The sequence below is a fragment of the Algoriphagus sp. genome (assembly GCF_030694375.1).
Taxonomy (GTDB): Bacteria; Bacteroidota; Bacteroidia; order Cytophagales; family Cyclobacteriaceae; genus Algoriphagus.
Map to the genome: position 1 here is coordinate 1 of NZ_JAUXYL010000007.1, position 21,205 is coordinate 21,205.

Annotated in this window: 15 protein-coding genes; 6 read left to right on the forward strand and 9 right to left on the reverse strand. The window is 43.0% G+C overall.

The genetic code is table 11. The features are described from left to right. Positions 1-790: MarR family winged helix-turn-helix transcriptional regulator (locus Q8M62_RS01255; protein ID WP_305668001.1), on the forward strand; the 790-nt coding region annotated here is incomplete at its 5' end. A 43-nt stretch (positions 791-833) separates the two neighbouring features. On the opposite strand, the gene Q8M62_RS01260 is transcribed toward Q8M62_RS01255, so the two are convergent. Next, positions 834-2,207 carry a sulfatase gene (locus Q8M62_RS01260; protein ID WP_304899730.1) on the reverse strand — a complete coding sequence of 458 codons (1,374 nt, stop codon included), beginning with the start codon at positions 2,205-2,207 and terminating at the stop codon, positions 834-836. A gap of 143 nt (positions 2,208-2,350) precedes the next feature. On the opposite strand from Q8M62_RS01260, the gene Q8M62_RS01265 reads away from it, so the two are divergent. After that, on the forward strand, positions 2,351-3,523 hold the full coding sequence (locus Q8M62_RS01265; RefSeq protein ID WP_304899731.1) for a sugar MFS transporter: 1,173 nt from the start codon (positions 2,351-2,353) through the stop codon (positions 3,521-3,523). 23 nt (positions 3,524-3,546) lie between these two features. Beyond that, positions 3,547-3,993 carry a nuclear transport factor 2 family protein gene (locus tag Q8M62_RS01270; RefSeq protein WP_304899732.1) on the forward strand — a complete coding sequence of 149 codons (447 nt, stop codon included), beginning with the start codon at positions 3,547-3,549 and terminating at the stop codon, positions 3,991-3,993. Positions 3,994-4,216: 223 nt separating this feature from the next. Here Q8M62_RS01270 and Q8M62_RS01275 read toward each other — a convergent pair whose 3' ends face one another. From Q8M62_RS01275 to Q8M62_RS01300, 6 genes are all read right to left on the reverse strand, one after another. Beyond that, a complete protein-coding gene (locus Q8M62_RS01275; RefSeq protein WP_304899733.1) occupies positions 4,217-5,068 on the reverse strand; it encodes a sugar phosphate isomerase/epimerase in 852 nt (283 codons plus the stop codon). A gap of 292 nt (positions 5,069-5,360) precedes the next feature. Further along, entirely contained in the window at positions 5,361-6,377 is a 1,017-nt protein-coding gene (locus Q8M62_RS01280) for a ThuA domain-containing protein (RefSeq protein WP_304899734.1), read from the reverse strand. A gap of 101 nt (positions 6,378-6,478) precedes the next feature. Beyond that, positions 6,479-7,348: a DUF808 domain-containing protein gene (locus tag Q8M62_RS01285; protein WP_304899735.1), complete on the reverse strand. Its 870-nt coding sequence runs from the start codon at positions 7,346-7,348 to the stop codon at positions 6,479-6,481. A gap of 165 nt (positions 7,349-7,513) precedes the next feature. Beyond that, the gene (locus tag Q8M62_RS01290) at positions 7,514-8,395 is read right to left on the reverse strand and encodes a phytanoyl-CoA dioxygenase family protein (protein WP_304899736.1); all 882 of its coding nucleotides are present in this window, start codon (positions 8,393-8,395) and stop codon (positions 7,514-7,516) included. A gap of 102 nt (positions 8,396-8,497) precedes the next feature. Continuing rightward, positions 8,498-9,019 (reverse strand): hypothetical protein, encoded by a 522-nt coding sequence (locus Q8M62_RS01295; protein ID WP_304899737.1) that lies wholly within the window; start codon positions 9,017-9,019, stop codon positions 8,498-8,500. Next, positions 9,009-10,160, reverse strand: coding sequence for a 6-bladed beta-propeller (locus Q8M62_RS01300; RefSeq protein WP_304899738.1), 1,152 nt, complete (start codon positions 10,158-10,160; stop codon positions 9,009-9,011). The genes Q8M62_RS01295 and Q8M62_RS01300 overlap by 11 nt, the downstream gene beginning before the upstream one ends. 734 nt (positions 10,161-10,894) lie before the next feature. On the opposite strand from Q8M62_RS01300, the gene Q8M62_RS01305 reads away from it, so the two are divergent. Then, positions 10,895-12,319: a Gfo/Idh/MocA family oxidoreductase gene (locus tag Q8M62_RS01305; protein WP_304899739.1), complete on the forward strand. Its 1,425-nt coding sequence runs from the start codon at positions 10,895-10,897 to the stop codon at positions 12,317-12,319. Positions 12,320-12,488: 169 nt separating this feature from the next. On the opposite strand, the gene Q8M62_RS01310 is transcribed toward Q8M62_RS01305, so the two are convergent. Together Q8M62_RS01310 and Q8M62_RS01315 are read right to left on the reverse strand one after the other, a co-directional pair. After that, positions 12,489-13,721 (reverse strand): M48 family metallopeptidase, encoded by a 1,233-nt coding sequence (locus Q8M62_RS01310; RefSeq protein WP_304899740.1) that lies wholly within the window; start codon positions 13,719-13,721, stop codon positions 12,489-12,491. A 5-nt stretch (positions 13,722-13,726) separates the two neighbouring features. After that, positions 13,727-14,773, reverse strand: coding sequence for a type IX secretion system membrane protein PorP/SprF (locus Q8M62_RS01315; RefSeq protein WP_370690534.1), 1,047 nt, complete (start codon positions 14,771-14,773; stop codon positions 13,727-13,729). An 82-nt stretch (positions 14,774-14,855) separates the two neighbouring features. On the opposite strand from Q8M62_RS01315, the gene Q8M62_RS01320 reads away from it, so the two are divergent. After that, positions 14,856-20,369 carry a gliding motility-associated C-terminal domain-containing protein gene (locus tag Q8M62_RS01320; protein ID WP_304899741.1) on the forward strand — a complete coding sequence of 1,838 codons (5,514 nt, stop codon included), beginning with the start codon at positions 14,856-14,858 and terminating at the stop codon, positions 20,367-20,369. A gap of 2 nt (positions 20,370-20,371) precedes the next feature. Then, complete coding sequence (gene yaaA, locus Q8M62_RS01325) at positions 20,372-21,124, forward strand: peroxide stress protein YaaA (RefSeq protein WP_304899742.1); 753 nt, start codon at positions 20,372-20,374, stop codon at positions 21,122-21,124. Positions 21,125-21,205 lie beyond the last annotated feature (81 nt).

Sequence of the window (21,205 nt, forward strand, 5' to 3'; positions counted from 1 at the left end):
CTTCGAAACACCACTATTCCATTCCCAAAAAATATTCCTCCAAGGGGGTCAATTTACTCCGGCTAGCGGGGGTCAATTTGCTCCGGCCAGAAGGGGTCAGTTTCCTTCGGCTAGCGGGGGTCAATTTGACCGGATTTTGCAATATAGGGCATTCCATCTGACAATTGAAAAAAATTATAAACAGATGAAATCGCCATTTTCCCTAGACAGGCAAAACCAAAAAGTTGAAAGCAAAATTGTCGTGGCTTTGGAACGTATCGCAGAAGCTTTTCGTGTTTTGCTTTGGCTCGAAAGCAAAGAGAATGCTTTAAGTCCAATACAAATTCAGATTTTGATTTTCCTGCTTTTCCATTCGGACGAAAAGTGCAAAGTGAGCTATTTGTCTCAGGAGTTCAATATGACCAAATCCACTATCAGCGATAGCGTTAAGCTGTTACTTCAAAAAGGACTTATTCAAAAATTTAATGACCTAACAGATACACGTAGCTACATTATTGGTTTGACCCCTACAGGTAAACAGACAGCCGAGAAATCGGCAAACTTTGCCTTTGCGATTGAAAAACCTTTGTTTATGCTTTCAAATGAACAAAAAGAAATCATCCTTTCGAGCTTGCTCAACCTTATACACGAACTACACAAGGCAAATATCATAACCATTCAACGAATGTGCTTTACCTGTGTCAACTATCAACACGATGAAGGACAGCATTATTGTAAGCTCTTGCAATCTCAACTACAAAACACCGAATTAAGAATTGATTGTGCGGAACACGAGTTGATTCCTGCTTGAAAAAGCCGGTTTATGGTGTATTCATCTATTGAGAAAAGCAGATTTAGCGAACCACTACCCTACTACTCTCATATTCCCCGATTTTTTTACTTAGTTTTTTCTGTAGTTGGATGATAAGTTCTCGGTGCTTTGGGTCAGCGATGAGGTTATTTATTTCCATGGGATCCACGCTCAAATCATACAGTTCCTCATGCCCGGGATCATTGATATAGCGAAGGTATTTCCAACGCTCAGTTCGGATGGCTTCACTTGGAGGAATGATCGGAGTCTGCCATAGATGCTCAAAAAGCATTTCCTTGCGCTTGCTGAGTAGCTTAGAATTCAAGGAAAGTCCCTGCCAAATCTGCGGTTGAGAAATTCCTGCCAAATCCAAAATCGTGGCCGGCACATCGATATTCAGTGCGAAAGACTGATCTCGTTTTCCTCCTTTTTCCCTCGGATCAAATACAATCAAGGGTACTCTCAGCGAATTGTCATACATCAACCACTTGCCCGCCAACTGTCTTTCGCCTAGGAAATAGCCATTGTCTCCCATCAGAATAATCACTGTGTTTTCTGCTAAGCCTTTCGCTTCAAGTGTTTTCCGGATTTTACCGATTTCCGCATCCACTTCAGAGATCATGCGGTAGTAGCCTTTGACACTATGCTGGTACTTTTCGGGGGTATCGTATCGCCAATGCCAGCGAGTGCGGTTTTCTCCGGTTCGTACGTATTCGGGTTGGGCTTGGAAATAGGAATCCTCCTTCAACAATGGATCGGGAATCGTGATGTTTTGATACATCGTGTCATACTCCGGTGACCAAAAATATTGGAGTTTGGCCGGATCATGGGCATGAGGTGCGCTGAAACTCAGGGAAAGCATAAAGGGCTTTTCACTGGGGGCATCCTGAATAAAATCAATCGCCTGCTGTCCGGTATAGCGGGTCAGGTGGACGGTATCTTCTCCCAAAGACTTGAAGAAATACCCCCTCCGATCGTCAAACTTTCCATTCCGATCGTAATTATCTCCTTGATCAAAAAGCCCATCAAACCCTGCGTAATTCACCCCAAATTTTCCAAAAAACCCGGTTACATACCCTGCCTTTCGCAGTTCGACAGGGTACGATTGGTTGATGTAGGGTGCTTTAATATCCCCCTGCCCAAAAGTATAGCCATGCGTTCGCTCATACATTCCCGTCAAAATACTGGCCCGGCTCGCTGCGCAAATTGGAGTAGTAACAAAGGCATTTTCGTAGTAAGTCCCTTCTGCAGCCAACAGATCCATCTCGGGAGTCTGGATTATCGGATTCCCCGCAAAACCCAAGGCATCCCAGCGTTGGTCATCGGTGAGGATGAAGATGATGTTGGGACGGTTTTGTTGCGCGAAAGCCTGAAAACTTAGGCTCAAAAGCAAGGCAAGGAATAGGAGGTTTCGCATGAATGATAGTTTCGGACTATCCAAGAGACAAAGTCTTTTCCAGGTAACTATCCTGCTCAAAGAAAAAATTGAAGAACTGTCCAACTTTTTTAATTTTAGCTAAAACCATTTCTAATATTCTCAGCAGCCAATCCCCTTCACTTTTGAAAAAACTCCTTCTCCTGCTCATCATCTACCTGGCCTTTATCAGCTTGGGACTTCCGGATTCGCTGTTGGGATCGGCATGGCCGGCGATGTTTGAAGGTTTGGGTGTCCCCCTGGATTATGCCGGAATCATCGCTATGATCGTAGCGTCTGGCACGGTGATTTCCAGCCTTTTTAGCGGAAAACTGATCGATAGATTTGGCGTTACGGCGGTGACCACTTGCAGCGTGGGAATGACAGCTTTGGCCTTGATGGGTTTTGCCTATTCAGATCACTTTCTCTTCCTGTGCCTCTTGGCGATTCCCCTCGGACTTGACGCAGGAAGTGTAGATTCCGCGCTAAATAACTACGTCGCACTGCACTTCCAGGCCAAACACATGAATTGGCTACATTCCTTTTGGGGTGTAGGAGCAGCGATCGGACCGCTGATCATGGCAGGTTATTTGGCCAAAGGTGATTCCTGGAACAGCGGCTATCAAACTGTCGCTTGGATTCAAATTGGCCTGGTGGTGATTTTGCTCCTTTCATTTCCCCTTTGGGTAAAAAACCAAAAGACATCGGCATCAACTCCAGAATCAAGGCCATCAAACTTCTTAAAACTTTTAACAAGGGTTCCCGGATTGAAACAAGCCCTTGCGGTGTTTTTCTGCTATTGCACGATTGAGGCGACTTTTGGGCTGTGGGGTGCGAGTTTCCTGGTTTTCGAAAGGGGATTTGAAGTCGATCAGGCGGCAAGGCTTACTTCCTTGTATTATTTGGGAATCACAATCGGACGATTTTTTTCCGGTTTTTTGACCCTTCACTTGACCAATCGCCAATTGGTTAAACTTGGACTTGGAGTGATTGCCTTGGGTCTGGTGTTACTTTTCCTTCCATTTTCGGGAACGATTTTACCCGGGTTTCTACTGATTGGCTTGGGTTGCGCACCGATATTCCCGAGTCTGCTGCATGAGACTCCTGTTAATTTCGGAGAAAAGCACTCTCAAACCATCATGGGTATGCAGATGGCGAGTGCCTATATGGGAATTACGCTGATGCCTTTTCTCTTTGGAAAAATTGCAAGCTTAACCGGATATTCCTTCCTTTTGGGCTTTTTAGGGATTTTCTTGGTGTTGATTTTCGCAATGACCAACTTGATGAATAGAAAAGTTAAACCCGAAAAAATCTTGTAATTTCTTTTAAAATCACCTAAAAAATGAAAACACTTCTTACCACCTCGTTCCTTATCCTTTCGATCCATTGGTTTGCTGTGGGTCAAACCCAAAATGAACAACTTCTCCAAGTCGATCTGGGTTGGGAAAAAGCACTTTTGGAATCTGATGTTGCTTTTTTGGAAAATCTGCTTGCGGATAAATTTGTTTGGGTGCACAATCATGCCGGCCAAATTGACGGAAAAGAGGCTGCTGTTGGCAGAGCAAAACGAATCAAAGCAGGACAGGCAGACGATACAAAAAATCGTACTTCTCGGGATCAGCAGGTGGTGATTGTAGGAACCACCGGAGTGGTCAGCGGCTACACCGTGGTGGACCGAGGTCCAAGTCCGACGACTTATCATTTTATGCGGACCTATGCGCTCGTTGATGGGCAGTGGAAACTTTTAGCGAATCATACGATGGCCATTCCGGAGGAAGAGATTAAATGATCAGTGGTCAATTCTCAATGACCAATTCTCAATGGTCAATTCTCAATGATCAGGGATTTTTCAACCGGAGAATTGAATAATGAATTTGACAATTATTATTTCCTCCCTTTATGGGAGCAGTTAGTAGGTCTTACTTGAAAATTGAATTTGATAATTGGTAATTGATTATTGCCAATAAGTATTAACTATTTTATTCTAATAATCTAGCTTCTTGCTTCTCCACTCACATCCCATACCTCTCCCCCATTTCCCGGATCAACTTGTAGCCATTTTCGGCCATATCCCAAGGTTCGGAAAAGTTTCGCCAAACTCCAATGGCATTGGCAAAAGCCGGATCGTTGCGGGTGAAGCCCTCGATGGTCAGCCAACCGGAATAACCGACTTTCTTCAATGCTTCAAAAGTTTCGTCAAAGTTGACATGCCCCGAACCCGGAGTGCCTCGGTCGTTTTCTGAAATGTGGAAATGTCCCAGTCGTGGAGCGATGAATTCTATGGCTGCCCCAAGTTTTTTCTCCTCCATATTCGCATGGTGGGTGTCAAACATGGCCTGAACGTTTGGATGATTGACCTTAGCCAGTAAGTAGTCCAGTTGCTCCATAGTATTCGCCAAGTAGCATTCGAAGCGATTGAGGGCTTCGGGAGTCATCAAAATTCCCAGCTTTTTTCCGTAATCTCCAACTTCATGCAGGACCTCAGCGGACCAGTTGTACTCGTCCTCGATCGGGGCGCGGGATGCAAAAGTCGCAAAAGCAGAATGGAAAGGCCCGCAAAGGACTTGGGAATTCAGATCAGCAGCACGGTCAAGAACCCACTTGAGTTTTTCGACGGACTTTTCGCGGACTTTAGCGTCAGGTGAAATCGGGTTTTCCTCCGGACTCAATACCGTCACCGTAGTGACTTCGAGTCCGATGTTTTTGCAATGGTCTCCGACTAGGCGGCATGCTTTTTCATCAGTACCGCCTACAAAAAACTCTGCTCCATCGTAGCCGATAGCTTTCAATCGGTCCAAAATCGGTAATAAGCTTTCCGAAATCTCCGCTGACCAAGCCAGCACGTTGAATCCTATTTTGTTCATGGTTTATTGGTTTCAATCATCTGATATTTTCAAAAATCTTCATCATTCGATGTTCAACATTCGATGTTCGATATTTAAAATTTTGTAAAATAATGAATGTCGAATGATGAATTATGAATGTCGAAGTTCTTCACACTTAGCTGTTAGTGAAGACACTAACAGCGGCTTAAATCGTCTTTATTCGATGTTCAACATTCGATGTTCGATATTTAAAATTTTGTAAAATAATGAACATCAAACACTGAATATCGAATGTCGAAGTTCTTGATACTTAATTCTAGCTACTTGCTGCCTACCTAAAATCCTCCACTTTCATCCCTTTCCGAAAGGTATCAAAGCCAAAGTTGGTCGGATTGTACTCCCCCACGTACTCCACGTTCAAATCGGGAGTGATCGTATCCGACATACCCAAGAGCCAAAAGGAAGCATTCACCACCAACCTTCTAAGGTCCGCACTTTGGAAACCGAGTGATGAACCCATCGTAGAGGCAAAGGCCATACCCGGCTTTCCTCCCTCGATTTGATAGGGTTTGGTCCAGGCAATGGGCATGACCGATTTCTCCCACATCAGCGGTGCCTGATCATCCATTCCGGCAGTGGATTGTCCATAGATCAGGACTTCCGCTTCTTTGGGAAGGCCTTGTATTCCATACACATCTTCGGGCACCCAGATGTCTTTAACACCCCGAAGCACCGGATGATCATTCATTTGTTGAACTCCGTCGATCAGCGATCGGGAACCTTCCTTTGCATGGACCCCGTGGTGATTGACCCAGGTTTCTCCGAAAATCCGTTTTCCAAATCCCTTTTCCCAACCTGCTTCTTTCCCGTTCCAAGTCCACTTGGCAAACTTTGATTCCTTGTTTTTCTGATAGGCAAACCCATGTGTCGAGGTGCGCAAACCGATGATGGGTTTACCCGCTTTGAGGAAATTTTCAATGTATAGACTTTGCTCGTCGGGAAGTTCGCGGAATCGGATCAGCATGATCATCAGATCTGCTGATTCGAGATGCTCCAATCCGGGGATATTGTTTTGGTAGTTGGGTACCACATTCCCAGTACCGGGTTCGATCGGGAACAGTACAGTGGTTTTAAATCCGTATCGGGTGGAAAGGATTTTTGCCAGCATGGGCATGGATTCTTCCGAGCGATATTCGTCATCTCCTGCCACCAGGACGATGTGTTTATCCTTCCCAGGACCGGTTTTTCCTTCAAACTGAAGAAATGTTTGTCCATTTTGAGCACAAGCAAAACTTGCGAAAAATGTAAACAGGATAGTAAAGAGAAGGCTTTTTCGAGGGAAGAGCATGGTATTTTGGGTTTAGGGAAAATGCAAAAGCACACAATCCTGAATCTTGCTCTCAAAATAGAATTTTTTGAATGAATACAAGTCCTGCCCGATCAGGTTGTTCAGGATTTTTTTCGGATTTTTTTGAAAGCCAAAACCGGAATCAACACCAATACACCCACGGCCAAGCCTATCAGAAACTCTTTGATTATCGGCGGCCAAGATTCCAGTAAATGGTGAAAGAAATCGATATTATGTGCAAAAATACCTCCTGCAACCAATAACAATGCAATTGTACCTACAAAGGCGAGCATCCTGATTACTATTGGCAAGGCGCCGACCAATAGCTTTCCCACTTTATCGGAAAAGCTATCCGTCCTTTCGTTCATTGCAATCAGTTTTAATCCAAATTCATCCATGCGCACGATGAGGCCGACGATTCCATAAACGCCCACCGTCGCAATTAAGGCTATCACCGAAACGACTGCAATTTGAGTAATTAGGGGTTTGTCCATTACTGTACTCAATGCAATTATTACTATTTCTACAGAAAGAATAAAGTCCGTAGTGATAGCCGATTTGATCTTACCTTTTTCCAAAGCTAAAATCTGTACTTCGGTTAAATCTAAGTCCAATCGGGATTGGGCTTCTTCCCGATGAGGCACGAGGTATTCATGGATTTTTTCGGCACCCTCGTAGGCTAAGTACAGGCCCCCGATCACCAAAATCACGGTAACAGCTATCGGTAAAAAGGCACTTAGGAGGAAGACTACAGGAAGAATAATTACTTTGTTGAGCAGGGATCCTTTCATAATCGCCCAAAGAACAGGAAGCTCCCTGTCTGTGACGAAACCCGATGCTTTTTCAGCATTTACAGCCAGATCATCCCCTAAAATTCCGGCAGTTTTCTTTGCTGCCACTTTACTCATGACTGCCACATCGTCCATCAAGGCGGCGATATCGTCTAATAATGCAAATAAGCCTGAAGCCATATAGAAGTACGATTTTCGAAATACGAATTACGAGGATCTGAGAAGATTTTAAGCTCAAGGAGGAAATAAAAGTCTAAATTTTCTATTCCAGCTCCATTTCCAATTCAGAAAATAAAGCGCTGACCTAAAAGACCTAGATTCTTAATTTTCCAATCTTCAAATTTTTCAGTTTTTCAATTCTCTATCAAATATCAATGGAAAGAACTTCCCTTCCATCTTTTCGCCTTTTGGAATCACCGGTACACCCTCGAGAAGTGGTTCGTTGGTATCAGAGACCGTGCCATCCGCAAAAACATTCAGAACAAAAGCTTTTCGGGACCGGTCGGAATAATTGGCAAAGCTCCCATGCACGAGTAGCGGATGATGAAATGCCGCGTGACCGGCTTTCAGCGGAATGGCCACAGGCTTGAATTCGGCTTTTTGCACCTCCGTCATCATTGCCATCAAGCCATCCATTTCTCCTGCAAGAGCAGGCTTTTCGAGCAGTCCCCATCGGTGAGAACCAGGCACATATTGCAGGCAGCCGTTTTCGGCTGTCGCATCGTCTAATCCGCACCAGCAGGTCAGGTGCTGCATCTCGATTGTGCGCGTCCAATAACTGTAATCTTGGTGCCAAGCGACATTTCCTCCATGATGTGCAGGTTTGCAGAAGAGCTGATCGTGCCAAAATCTTACCGCTCGATCTCCTAAAAGCTGGCTAGCGACCATTCGAAAAGCCGGATTCCAGATCACATCGTGAAAAGCTTCGGCAATGCGCCAATGACCTAGGGAATGAAACAGCACTTTGTTGGGATCACCGGATTCATTGCTGTGAAACTCATGGAAAAGATGATGCATTGGGTGCTGCGGATCCATCACCTCGTCCAATGCTTTTTTTAAGGCCTCGATTTGGGTTTCATCCAAAAGCTTGATACCCGCCAAATAGCCATTTTCATGAAAAAACTCAAGCTGCTCCCTGCTAAGTCGGTATTGGTCCCAATCCGAGGCAGATTTGGGTTGGGGAAAAAGATCAGTGATCGGTTGGTGAAAGTCGGCTAGGTCGCGCATGGGTGTGAGGTAAATTAAGCAAGGAAAAGATAGAGAAAAATGGTAAGAAACTATAACTGAAGATATTCCTTCCCATACAACAAAGTAAAACTTAAAAAAGATCTAATCCCTAAACCTCAGATAATTAAAATAATTACTAAGCTTCTCTTGATTTCCTTGCTCAAATACTTCCAAACAGCAAACTTTCCCGTTATTGAAATATCCAAGCTTAGGAAAAAACTCATGTTGAGTTAGAATAGACAATTGTCCTATTTCATAAATATAAACCTCATCAAGTGAAATAACCTTTTGCAAGGAAAACCTTATTTCCCTCTCTTTAATCTTATTGTTTCTAACAACCAATAATTTTATTTCAGGATTTTCTGAAAAATATCCTTTTAAAAACAAATTCAAATCTTCGAAACAATTAAAACAAGAGCTTCCAGGTAATATCAGGACCAAGCCCTCTCCTTTTTCTTTTATTTCAGGAAGATCTTTTATGTAGTAAAATCGATCAGTACTCAATCCTTCATTTACAAGTTCTCTCAAAGACCTGATTTCAGTCATCTCAAAGTTTTGATTTTTTTCTTGAGGTGAAGAACATCCTAAAGCTAAACTAAAAAGCACAAAGAGTTTATTTTTCATCAAAAAATAAAATTATAGGATTGTCTCCGTCTTTCACCTGAAAAAGCACTTGGTATTCTCGTAAAATACTGGCTTCAGAAGGTATTACCAAATAGGCCCTATTATTACCTAAAGTTCCAAAAGAAATTTCTTCATCCAATTCAAGTACTACATCTTGTCCCAAATAATCAAATGAAATCTTCCTTCCTGATTTAAGAATTTTTTCACTTTTATCATAAACAGAAACAAATGGAAGACCTTGATTAAAAAATTTATATAACAGGTATCTTTCAAATTCTACCACATTCCCAACGTTGTAGGATTTATCAGAAGAATTGATATATTGGAATACATCAACTATAGAAGAATAATCCCTACCAATCAATTCATTCTCGTTCACCTTGTTTGAACCAAAATCAACATAATATTTTGGAAGTACTTCCATATTTTCACTCACATAATAAATAGTATCATTAAAAGAATTTACAAAATTGTACCCAACTGGTCCTTTGGAAAAAAAGTCGTGTCTGTACACATGAAGATACCTAGCTTTTTCAGGGTTAAATTTCAAATGGTTTTTGCTTAGCGCAAATCCAGTTGCTAAATTTTCCCCTACAAACGAGTATAATGAAGAAAATTTATCTAATACTTCTAAATACCCCGAAGTACCAATTAATCCCTTTTCTAATTTTTCAACCCCAAACAAAGGATAATTTAAGGAATAATCAACTTCCATTTCAAGATCATAGTTAATTTGAAATATGGATCTTTGATTCGAGTCATATAACCAAAGCCTATCCTGCTCTGGCAAAATAAGCACATCTGTAAGGTTAACATATTCATCCGGCCCGCCAATTCCTTTGGAGAGTTTTTTTTGAAAATCTCCATTTAATTTAAATTTAAAAAGGGAACTACCTCCTTTTATAAACACCAAATCATCATCAACCAATACCTTATTGATATAATCAATGATCGAGGAATCGTTAGATTGAAGTTTTATCAACCTATCAAATGTATAGAATTCAGACAAATTCAAGATTGATGCTTGACTTGGCAAGTCTTGACTAATAATATTTAGACTGACATTTTCAGCGTGATTAGAAGGACTTGAGCACGATAAAAACAAGAAAAATAATGCTAATACCTGTAACTTAATTTTCATAGTTTGAAATTAAATAAAATCCTAAAAAAAAGTGCTATTCATCTTCGAGAGAAAAATAGCACCTATACCAAAACCATAATTTAAGAATGTGAACCTCCACATCCAGCTGCATAACAACAAGAAGAATCAGTGTTTGCGCAACAATATCTACTTCCTGAAGAATTTCCCATTAATGGTCCACAGCTTGGAGCTGGTGGATCGCACATTGTTTGTGAGTATCCATTTGGAATTACACTCGAAAGAAGGAGGCTTTTCTCTCCACCTGGACTTGAAAGATCTAGGGAAAACAACCCTAAAAAACACAGGGCAAAAATGCCCGTCAACTGAATTAATCGTTTTTTCATGATAATATGATTTTAAAAGTGGAACATAAACTAATTGAAACCAGTAAAATTAAATATCAAACTTTTCTTAATTCCGCATATCCATTTAACTAAACCCAAAATATTGAATTTTTATTTATTTCAGAATAAAATTTTACCCCCCCCCCAATTTCACTTTTAATTATTCAAAAGAAAATTTCTTTCGAAATCGATTCCGTAAATTATAATTTTAATTTCAAAATTCAGGAAAAATTCCTTTTACAACATTCTATCGCAATCCTTTCCGTTGATTTTCAAATCAATAACCCCAAGTCATCATTCTGATTCTTAAATTTAGGAAATCCTAACTACTAAAATTTAAACATTTTTTATATTCATATTCAATAGTTTCAACCCAAAAATACCCCCATCATGTCAACCAATAGACGAACCTTTCTCAAATCCGGAGCGACAGCTGCACTTGGGCTTTCGGGATTGACCATCCTATCCCCCAATGTCTTCGGAAAGTCCATGGGCTACGTGGCACCCAGTGATAAAGTCAACCTTGCCTGCATCGGCATCGGAAATCGTGGCAATGAAATTATCAAGGCCTTGGATAAAACCGGACTCTGCAATATCGTCGCCCTCTGCGATGTGGACATGGGTGCCAAACAGACTTTGGAGGTGATGGGGATGTTTCCCAAAGCCAAAAAATATCAGGACTTCCGCAAGATGTTTAAAGAGATCGGAAAGGAGTTTGACGCAGTCAGTATTGCCACACCTGATTTTTCACACTTCCCGGTGACGATGATGGCATTGGCAGAAGGAAAGCATGTCTATGTGGAGAAGCCCATGGCGCGTACTTTTCAAGAGGTGGACTTGATGATGGCTGCCGCCAAAAAATATCCAAAACTGGCCACCCAAATGGGAAACCAAGGGCACTCAGAAGGCAACTATTTCCAGTTCAAGGCATGGAAAGAGGCCGGCATCATCAAAGATGTCACCGCGATGACCGCGCACATGAACAGCCGTAGAAGATGGCACGATTGGGATCCCAAAATCACGAGATTTCCGGCCGCTGAGCCTGTTCCATCTACTTTAGATTGGGATACATGGACAAGTCAAGCTCGAACGCATCCTTACAATAAGGACTATCACAACGGACAGTGGAGATGCTGGTACGACTTCGGCATGGGAGCCTTGGGAGATTGGGGAGCGCACATTATGGATACAGCGCACGAGTTTTTGGATTTGGGACTGCCTTACGAGATCAACCCCACCAAACTGAGTGGACACAACATGTTCTTTTTCCCGATGTCCACCACGCTTGAATTCAAGTTTCCCGCACGGGGAGCCATGCCTCCCATGACGATCACTTGGCAGGATGGATTGGACAATATCCCTTCTGTCCCTGATGGCTATGGCGTATCCGAACTCGATCCAAACATCCCGCCACCAAGCAACGGACAGATCCAGCCGGCAAAGTTGAATCCCGGAAAGATCATCTACAGTAAGGAGCTGACTTTCAAGGGAGGCTCGCACGGAAGTACGCTTTCGATCATTCCTGAGCAAAAGGCCAAAGAATGGGAATCCAAACTTCCTGTAGTACCCGAAAGCCCTTCCAACCATTTTGCCAATTTCCTGAAAGCCTGCAAAGGGGAGGAAAAGACCCGATCACCGTTTGAAATCGCAGGGCCACTCAGTCAGGTATTCTGCCTCGGCGTGATGGCGCAGCAAATGGGTGTAAAACTGGAATTTGATCGGGAGACTAGGCAGATCACCAATAATCCGCTTGCCAATCAGGTCTTGGCTGGCATGCCGCCAAGAAAGGGATGGGAGGAGTTTTATAGAGTTTAGACTTAAGACGCTAGATAAAAGACTAAAGACCGTCAGATTTGATCTGGCGGTCTTTTGATTTATAAAAAAAAACGAAAGGAGCCTCAGCACAAGACTTTGAAAGCAAAAACTAGAAACTTTTCCTAAATCGAATGGAATCTAAAATTTTTCAATTTTCCAATTCTTCAATTCATTTTTCCAATTTTTCCAATCGCTCCAAAAGCGGAGGATGTGAATAATTGACAAACACATACCAGGGATGCGGATTGATATTGCTGAGCGTCTTGACAGACAGTGTTTTTAATGCTTCGGCTAAAGGTTCCCCGGCAAACGTCTGCTTTGCAAATTCATCAGCCTCAAATTCATTTTTCCGACTCAGCCAATTCATCCCAATTCCCAAAATCAGTGAAATAGGTGTGAAGAGCATCGTAAACCCAATAATATTCAATTCCGCTGACCATGCCTGACCTCCAAGCGCAATACTCATGTTTTCTGAAAAAATGAATTGGGCAAGCAAAAAAAGCATCAGTCCGACCTGAAGTATCGCAGTGACCATACTCCAAATGATGTGCTTTTTTTTGTAATGCCCTACCTCATGCGCCAGTACAGCCACTAGTTCATCCGGTGGATGTTGATCCAGAAGCGTATCATAAAGCACTACTTTTTTCCGCTTCCCAAACCCTGAAAAAAAAGCATTGGCCTTGGAGGATCGCTTGCTTCCGTCGATTACAAAAATATTGTCCAATGGAAAATCTACCGATTTGGCATACTGAAGGATTTTGTCCTTCAGCTCTCCGTCTTCAAGGGGAGTAAGTTTATTGAAAAGTGGGAGGATCCATGCGATATAAAACAAATTGACCAAAACCATGAAAACTGCCGCGATAATCCAGAACTGCCACCAGAAATTTTTACCCATCTGATGAATCAGCCAAAAGAAAACCAGCAACAATCCTCCACCCACAAGAATCGAAAGCACATAGGCTTTTAATTTATCAGAAAAGAAGGTGCTGACAGTGGTTTTGTTGAAGCCGAATTTCTCTTCGATTACGAATGTATTATAGTAATCAAAAGGCAGGCTAAGAATATCCGATCCTATAAAAATCACTCCAAAGAACACCAGGGACTTAACCAATGGAGCGAATCCAAATCCTGCTACCCAAGTATCAATTGTTCCGAACCAACCTAGAGCGATAAATAAAAAAGTCACGACAAATGAAAAAACGCCCGTTAAGAATTGAAAGCTAAAATTTTCTAGTTGATAAGCTTTTGATTCTTGGAGTTTTGCGGGATTGAGGTATTCCGAAAGCGTACCCGGAATTTTGGGGATTGGATTCTTTACATTTAAATAGGCAAGTATTTTTTTTGCCAAAAATCCAAACACTAAAACCCCGACTAGCAGGTACTTCAAATTTTCGGGATTCATGAGGATTAGAATTTAGGACAAGGTAAAATAGTGTCCCGTCGCAGGGGCTTACCTTGATAGCTGTTGGGTAAGGTCCAGGACAAACTCAATTCATGAGCTCCACCAGACTGAATTCCCAACTGAGAAACGGTGTAATCAAAGCTGTAGCCGATATTCAGCCCGCTGAGTAAGTTGACACCAACCATCATCACGATGGCATCTCGATTACTTTGATTTTCTACAGGCTTGTATGGCAAACCTCTATACCAAAGCCCAAAAACAAGCGGTTCTACATAAAAATATGCACCTATATCCAATTGCTCAAATGGTCCTTGCCGCTTGTAATTGATTGTTGGAGTAAAGTAACGTTGTCTCCTCATGTGTGTGAAATCACTCCGCATACTTCCTTCACCCAGCGGTATCCGATAACCTGCATGAAAGGAAAACTTTGCCGGTAAAGGACTAATGCCATCGATAAAGGATTGGTTAGGCTCATTAACATGGTGAGCTGTAGCCCCGATCCAAAGATTTTCCGTAAATAGAAGTCCTCCAAAAGAAAGCGAGAGCATCCCCACCGGATCCCCAAGACCAGGAATATCCGTCCCGGGAAATGTGGGCCCAAATGGATCAGCTGGATTAATCTGATTGGCAAAAACTAAATTTTCATAAAAGCCGATTTCTCTACGAATGTAACTCGCTTGAAATCCCGGACGGAAATAAACATTATCGGCGATTTTCAATTCATAAGAATAAATAGCTGAAATCGTAGTCGATCGAAGCTTAGCCGCTCCTTCTGTATCCTGCATCAGATGAATGCCGATTCCACTGTTATAGTCAGGAAGATAGGTGTCGTAGTAGGCAGAAAATGTGGTGAATTGCGCATCGATGGAAGGCCATTGATTTCGGTAGTTGAAACCGACCCGACCTGTTAACTCACCGCCGGCCATTGCAGGATTCAAATAAAGCGGTGCCGCATAATACTGGCTATATTGCGGATCCTGAGCAAATGATTTCACGGACAGGCCCAGCCCACATCCGATGAAAAAAACAATACTTAGCAGAGACCGTAACAAGGATTTGTTCGTTTATTTGAATATTCAGTTAGCTTCTAAACGGAACAACCCTTTGGTTGTTTTAGTAAGCAGTTCGAAAAATATGAAAAGAAGCCCTATTTCCATAAGGTTCATTTTAATTTTTACAAGCATCATTTCCCTGAGCATTTTCGGAAATAGTAGTTTCGGCTATTCCCAAGGCTTCAATGATAATGAGTGGATTTTTGGAAATTGTGGCAGCGGTACTCCCAACAGCTATTTATCCTTTGGAAAAGGAGGAACAGCAAATGTTCAAACTTTGCCGGGCTCGGTAATTATCGGTGAAAAAAATAATGCCATCGCCATTGATCCGATCACGGGTCAGCCGCTTTTCTACACAAATGGCGAGTTGGTCTATGATTTCAGTGCAAGACCAATTCAGGGAGTTGGCTCAGGCCTTAACGGTAATATTGACGGCAGACAAAAAGTAGCCACGGGAATTTTAGAATATGATCCCGAGGGAAATAAACTTTTTTATATTTTCTACATTTCTCCCGGAGGTCAGCTGCAATATTCAGTAGTAGATATGAATGCCCCAGGTCAGGCCACCGGAAATGAACGACCCTTAGGAGAAGTCACAGTGAAGGATCAGGTTATCGGCCCTGCATCCGGAGCACTTTTGGTAGTGAAAACGCCATCTTCTCCCTCCTATCTGATCAGTTTTTCGGGTGGAAATTTGATTTCCAGAAGAATAGGGAATACACAGGGGAGTTTTACCCAAACAGACACGGAAGGCATCCCATTTACTCCAAAGGCTATCATTTTTGATGAAGAAAACAGTAGACTCATTGTCATTCCTGAAAATCCTGGAGATGATATTTTGGTTATCCCATTTAACACCGGCAACGGGAATTTCGGTACTCCTGTGCCTATTACAGGATCAGGTGGCACAGGTGATATCGGAGGTGCGGACTTTTCACCGGATGGTTCATTTATTTATTTTTCCCGGGGAAATCAGCTATTCAGGGTTCCCGCTAATAACCTCTCAGCAACGCCTGAAGAAATTCCTCTTACAGCTGGGCTGAATCAGGTCTATGATGTCAAAACGGGACCGGATGGTCAGTTATATTACATTTATGAAGAGGTGCCCGGAGGACCTCAATTGATCGGGAGAGTCACCAATCCGGATGAGGCCGATCAGGCATCTCTCGTAATCGAAGAAGATCCATTTGCCGGAACCGACTTCTGCGGGACGATTTTCCCAATATTTGCTCCGAATGCGGATATAGTTCCCACACTTGATTTCACCTGGAGTCCCGAAGCCCCCTGCTCCAATAACCCAGTCCAACTGACCAGTGTAATTACCCCTGAAAATTATCAGCCGATCTCTTTTAATTGGGAATTCACTCCCCCATTGACTGATTCGGATGGAAATCCTCTTCCGGCAGATTTCAACCAGGAGCATTTTCTAATTCCTCAGGATGCAGCGCAGGGCACCAGTATCTCGGTGACACTTACTGTAGAATTTGCTGATGGGACAAGACTAAGTGTCCCCAAGACAATCCCACTTACTGAAAACAACCTTGAGGCGGACTTCACGCCGGCAGACACCACCATTTGTTTAAGCTGCATTGATCTTGAGCCTTTACTTCAGGCACAGGCAGCAAATGCAGGAGGAGAAGCCCCACCCCCGGGAGGAACTAATTATGAATACTTCTGGTCCAACAAAAGAGACCGCGGGTGGATAGGAAAAGAGCCAAATGAAGTTTGTCTGCCGGGGTTGTACTGGGCACTGGTCAGAGAGCCTGGTTCCGAATGCTATGCTTTTGCTGAGATCCGCGTGAAAATCTGGGACCTCCCTGACCAATCAAACAATATATGGTACTTTGGAGATGGGGCAGGTTTGGACTTCAATCCTGATCCTAATGATCCGAATGCGCCTACCCCCAGACCAATAGCACAACGGCATCCGCAGAATATTCCCGCAGGGACCACAACCATTTCAGACCAAGCTGGTCAGGTTCTATTCTTTACTGACGGCAATTCCGTATGGGATCTGAATGGGAATCTAATGGAAAATGGAGCTGACATTGGCGGAGACAATTCGTCCAGCCAATCTGTCATCGCTGTTGCAGTACCGCAACAACAGACGCTTTATTACCTATTTACTACCCAAGCCACCGCTGGTGGTACTAATACGGTAAGTTTTTCACTGGTCGACATTAAAGCTGAAAATCAAACCGGTGTTGGGAATGTAGTCACCAAAAACAATTTTCTCTTCAGTCCATCTACCGAACATTCAGCCGCATTTTCGGGAGGGGATACCACTTGGGTGATGTTTCATGAATTGGGAAACAACACATTTAGGGCATACCCGGTATCCAGCCAAGGCATCGGACAGCCGGTACTCAGTTCCGTAGGAAGTAATCATGGATTCAACTCCGGAGTGGGCGCGATGAAATTCAGCCCTGATGGGACAAAACTTGCCGTGACTATTTCTGAGGGAGGCTGTAACAAAGTCGAAATTTTTGAATTTGACCAGCAAACCGGAGAACTGTCCGAATATGCCCGGATTGACTTAGGTTGTAGTGGTGATGTATATGGACTGGAATTTTCACAAGACTCGGATCGGGTGCTGGTTTCCTACAGAAACGGTGGCCCGGGAATCGAAGAGTTCATCATTAAACCAGTCGAAAACAATACTCCCGGCGCTGCTACCTGCCCATCTTGCTTTGACTCTGCCACCACCCGAGCCCAACGGGAAGCCTGCATTCTTTCCACAAGAAAACAAGTTGGAGGTACAGCGGGCTTAAATCTGGGAGCCTTGCAAATTGCCTCTGACGGTCAAATCTATGTCGCCGTAGTTGGAGACAATCGTATCGGACAGGTGCAGGTCGGTACAGGCTGTACCGCTTCCAGTACATTTAATCAAAATGCTGTTCAACCGATGCCCGGCACAGCAAATCTTGGACTTCCTTCGTTTGTGCAAAACAGCGGAAGTTCGATTCCTGAACCTGCTTTGGCTTTTCCACCAAGACTTTGTCTGGATCCTGTGGATGGTGCAAGTGCCTTACTCGAAGGCGGTGGAGAACCTGATATTGATTCTTATTTCTGGACCATTACGCATGAAGACGGAACTGTAATCCGAAATAATTTCGGGGGACCAGGAGAAGAATTCCAGACACTTGATCAAATCTTTACCACTCCGGGAATCTATACTATTGCGCTAAGAGTGGATCGTTGTGGGGATCCTACTTATTTTGAGGCTGAAGGTGAAATCGAAGTAGTAGCACCTCCTACACTGACTTTAGTTGATGACATCACCCTTTGTGCTGGCGATCCTGTCACCCTTACAGCTATTGATGGTTATGATCCTACGGATGGTATATATGATTTTCAATGGACCAATGCTGCAGGAGTAGTTTTCGGAGATGAGAATTCAAATTCAATTACAGTTAATGAAGAAAGTATTTACACAGTACGGGTAAGCTATAGATTACCTGATGATCTTTCACCTGATGAAGCAGCACTATTCGAAACCTGTCCTTCAATTGCGGAAGTTTTTGTTGGGCCCGCTTTTCAATTTGAATTGACACAAACTGCGACTGAGGTTTGTTTTGAAGAGACCACCGTGGTATTTGCTCCCGATACTCCTATTACCGGAGATTGGTTCTATGAGTTGAATCAAGATGGAAATCGAGTGAGTTTGGGTGAATTTTTCGAACTCGAGCTTTTCATCAATACACTGCCCGGCCCCGGTCAATATGAGATTTTCTTCGTAACCGAGGATCCGATCTTGGCCGGGTGTACGATTGAAAAGAAATTGGATCTGTTGGTAAACGAGTTACCACTCTTTGTCGCCGTTCAAACCACACCTGCTACTGATTGCGCTACCGCAGATGGATCTTTTGAAATTACCATGCAATCCAATGCTTCTGAGCTGAGGATACCTGACCTCAATCTGACCTTCTCCAATGTATCGGCAGGAGATCTAATACCCGTCACTAGCCTTCTGCCTGGATTATATGCTATCGAGGCCGAAAATAGCACAGGTTGCTTTTATTCTGCCACAGTGACGGTCGAAAACCTAAATCCTCCATCTTTAATGGAATTTACGGTGACAACCACAGATGAAACTTGTAACGCAACCGGTGTTGAGCCAGGACTAATTAACATTTCATTCAATAGTGGCGTAGCGCAGGTAGGTCTTTACCGCATTGTAAGGCAGGGGGACGGGCAAGAATTCACCGGACCTCTTCCGGGTCAGATTGATTTTGATGTTCAAGTGCCCTATGGAGATTACCAGGTTGAGGTTCAGGATCAATTTGGATGTTCCATTACCGATCCCATGGTCTACACCATTGCTCAAAAATTTGAAGTTGTATTCTCAGTTCCTACCAATGTAACCGCTTGCGAAAGCTTTATTTTCGCTCCGGTCGGACCAAATCCATTAAACTATACCGCAAGGAATTCCGGCGGGACTGCTATTCTTCCTGATAATCAAGGGAATTTCACCTTTACTCAATCAGGCCTTTACACCATTCGCGGTGAAGATCCAGCCGGATTTGATTGTCCGCGTGAAATTGAAATGAATGTCACTGTCACTACACCCATTGATTTTCAACTCGGAGGACCTGTTATAGACTGCCAAACAGGCATCCGATATGAGGCAATTTTGAACAATGCAATTCCAGCCGATGTGATTTTCATCTGGAGAGATGACCTAGGTGTTATCGTGGGAAGAAGACAGACTTTTACTCCATCCAGAGCTGGTGATTACACCTTGGAAGTCCAACCCTTATCTGGCGGATTATGTCCCGTCAATAAGATTCCCTTTACGGCGGTAATTTTGGATCCAAGGATAGATGTCAGCTTGGACATCGTTCCATTCTGCATAGATCAAACGAGGACAACAATCACTGTTGATGCAGATTTGACCAATGTCACAGCCATTGAATGGTTTTTTGTGGTAGGCGGTACAAAAACAAGAATTCCCGCATTTGATGGCAGTCCAATTATTGATGTGGATCAAGAGGGTATATATGAGGTATTGTTGAGAAATGCTGCCGGCTGTGAATTGGGCAGAGCCAGTGATGCTGTGATCAAATCAACCATTATCGCGCCTGTAGTGCCACAAGGAGAAATCATCATCTGTGCTATTGAAGGAGTGACCACAAGCATTGCCCCCGGCATCTATGACAATTACAGTTGGATTTTGAATGGTGAGGAAGTTTCACAGGATGCCATATTCACCCCTACGCTGCCTGGCAATTACGAGCTTCGGGTTTCAGACAACCTAGGCTGCGAATATGTAGCGACTTTCGTTGTGACGGAAGATTGTCGACTTAGAATCTCCTATCCAAATGGCGTAGTGTTAAATGATCCCAATCGGGGATTTATTCTATATGCCAATGAATTCATTGATGAGGTTGAGGTTTTTATTTTCAACCGATGGGGCGAATTGATTTTCTATTGTGATCATCAAAACGTGGAACCTCGTCAACCTTTCTGTCCTTGGGACGGAATTGTCAATGGAAAATTTGTCCCCAATGGAACATATGCGGTAGTGGTGCGGTTTACCTCAAACGCGCAAAACATTACCCAATCCGAAACTAAAGCCATTACGATTATTCAATAACCATGTTGATTCTGATTTCCCCTGCCAAAACATTAGATTATTCCACTCCGAATTTCAAAGAATACAGCCACCCGGATTTCGCCTCAGATATAAAATCCTTGGTCAGCGTAATGAAAAAAAAGTCCGCAGCTGAAATCGCGCAACTCATGCACGTGAGTGAGAACCTGGCGGAATTAAACGAGGAACGTTATAAGACCTTTCAAAGCGAATTTAATCCTGAAAATTCGAAGCAGGCACTTTTGGCGTTCAAAGGTGATGTTTACACCAAAATCGATGTGGATAGCTATACTAATGCAGATTTTGATTTTGCACAGCAGCATCTACGGATTTTATCTGGGTTATATGGACTTTTAAAACCCTTAGACTTGATTCAGCCCTATCGCCTGGAGATGGGTACACGACTGGAAACAAAAAAAGGAAAAAACCTTTACGAATATTGGGGAACAAAAATTGCAAAAAAAATCGCTGAAGCATCAGCGGGTAAACCCATCGTCAACCTTGCTTCTCAGGAATATTTCAAAGCGGTAGATCTTAAAGTTTTAAAATCCTCTGTTATCACTATCCATTTCAAGGAATTTAAAAATGAAGACTATCAGACCATTGGTTTTTTTGCAAAACAAGCAAGAGGAATGATGACTAACTTTGCGATAAAAAATAAGATCACTGACCCGGAAGCTCTGAAAGTTTTCAATGAAGAAAGGTATGAGTTTTCAGAGGTATTGAGTGATAACTTGAATTGGATTTTCATTAGATAAACTACAAAAAACTTATTATAAGCCGTAAAATCACAATTCGGCTATTTTTTGCAGGATGTAAATAGTGTACCTTAGAGAATT

Excerpts from the sequence above, each read along its gene's own strand:
- Q8M62_RS01295 (WP_304899737.1), bottom strand. The coding sequence starts at position 9,019 with ATGAAAAATAAACTCTTTGTGCTTTTTAGTTTAGCTTTAGGATGTTCT.
- Q8M62_RS01300 (WP_304899738.1), bottom strand. The coding sequence starts at position 10,160 with ATGAAAATTAAGTTACAGGTATTAGCATTATTTTTCTTGTTTTTATCG.
- Q8M62_RS01280 (WP_304899734.1), bottom strand. The coding sequence starts at position 6,377 with ATGCTCTTCCCTCGAAAAAGCCTTCTCTTTACTATCCTGTTTACATTT.
- Q8M62_RS01275 (WP_304899733.1), bottom strand. The coding sequence starts at position 5,068 with ATGAACAAAATAGGATTCAACGTGCTGGCTTGGTCAGCGGAGATTTCG.
- Q8M62_RS01270 (WP_304899732.1), top strand. The coding sequence starts at position 3,547 with ATGAAAACACTTCTTACCACCTCGTTCCTTATCCTTTCGATCCATTGG.
- Q8M62_RS01290 (WP_304899736.1), bottom strand. The coding sequence starts at position 8,395 with ATGCGCGACCTAGCCGACTTTCACCAACCGATCACTGATCTTTTTCCC.
- Q8M62_RS01285 (WP_304899735.1), bottom strand. The coding sequence starts at position 7,348 with ATGGCTTCAGGCTTATTTGCATTATTAGACGATATCGCCGCCTTGATG.
- yaaA (WP_304899742.1), top strand. The coding sequence starts at position 20,372 with ATGTTGATTCTGATTTCCCCTGCCAAAACATTAGATTATTCCACTCCG.
- Q8M62_RS01260 (WP_304899730.1), bottom strand. The coding sequence starts at position 2,207 with ATGCGAAACCTCCTATTCCTTGCCTTGCTTTTGAGCCTAAGTTTTCAG.
- Q8M62_RS01310 (WP_304899740.1), bottom strand. The coding sequence starts at position 13,721 with ATGAATCCCGAAAATTTGAAGTACCTGCTAGTCGGGGTTTTAGTGTTT.
- Q8M62_RS01320 (WP_304899741.1), top strand. The coding sequence starts at position 14,856 with ATGAAAAGAAGCCCTATTTCCATAAGGTTCATTTTAATTTTTACAAGC.
- Q8M62_RS01305 (WP_304899739.1), top strand. The coding sequence starts at position 10,895 with ATGTCAACCAATAGACGAACCTTTCTCAAATCCGGAGCGACAGCTGCA.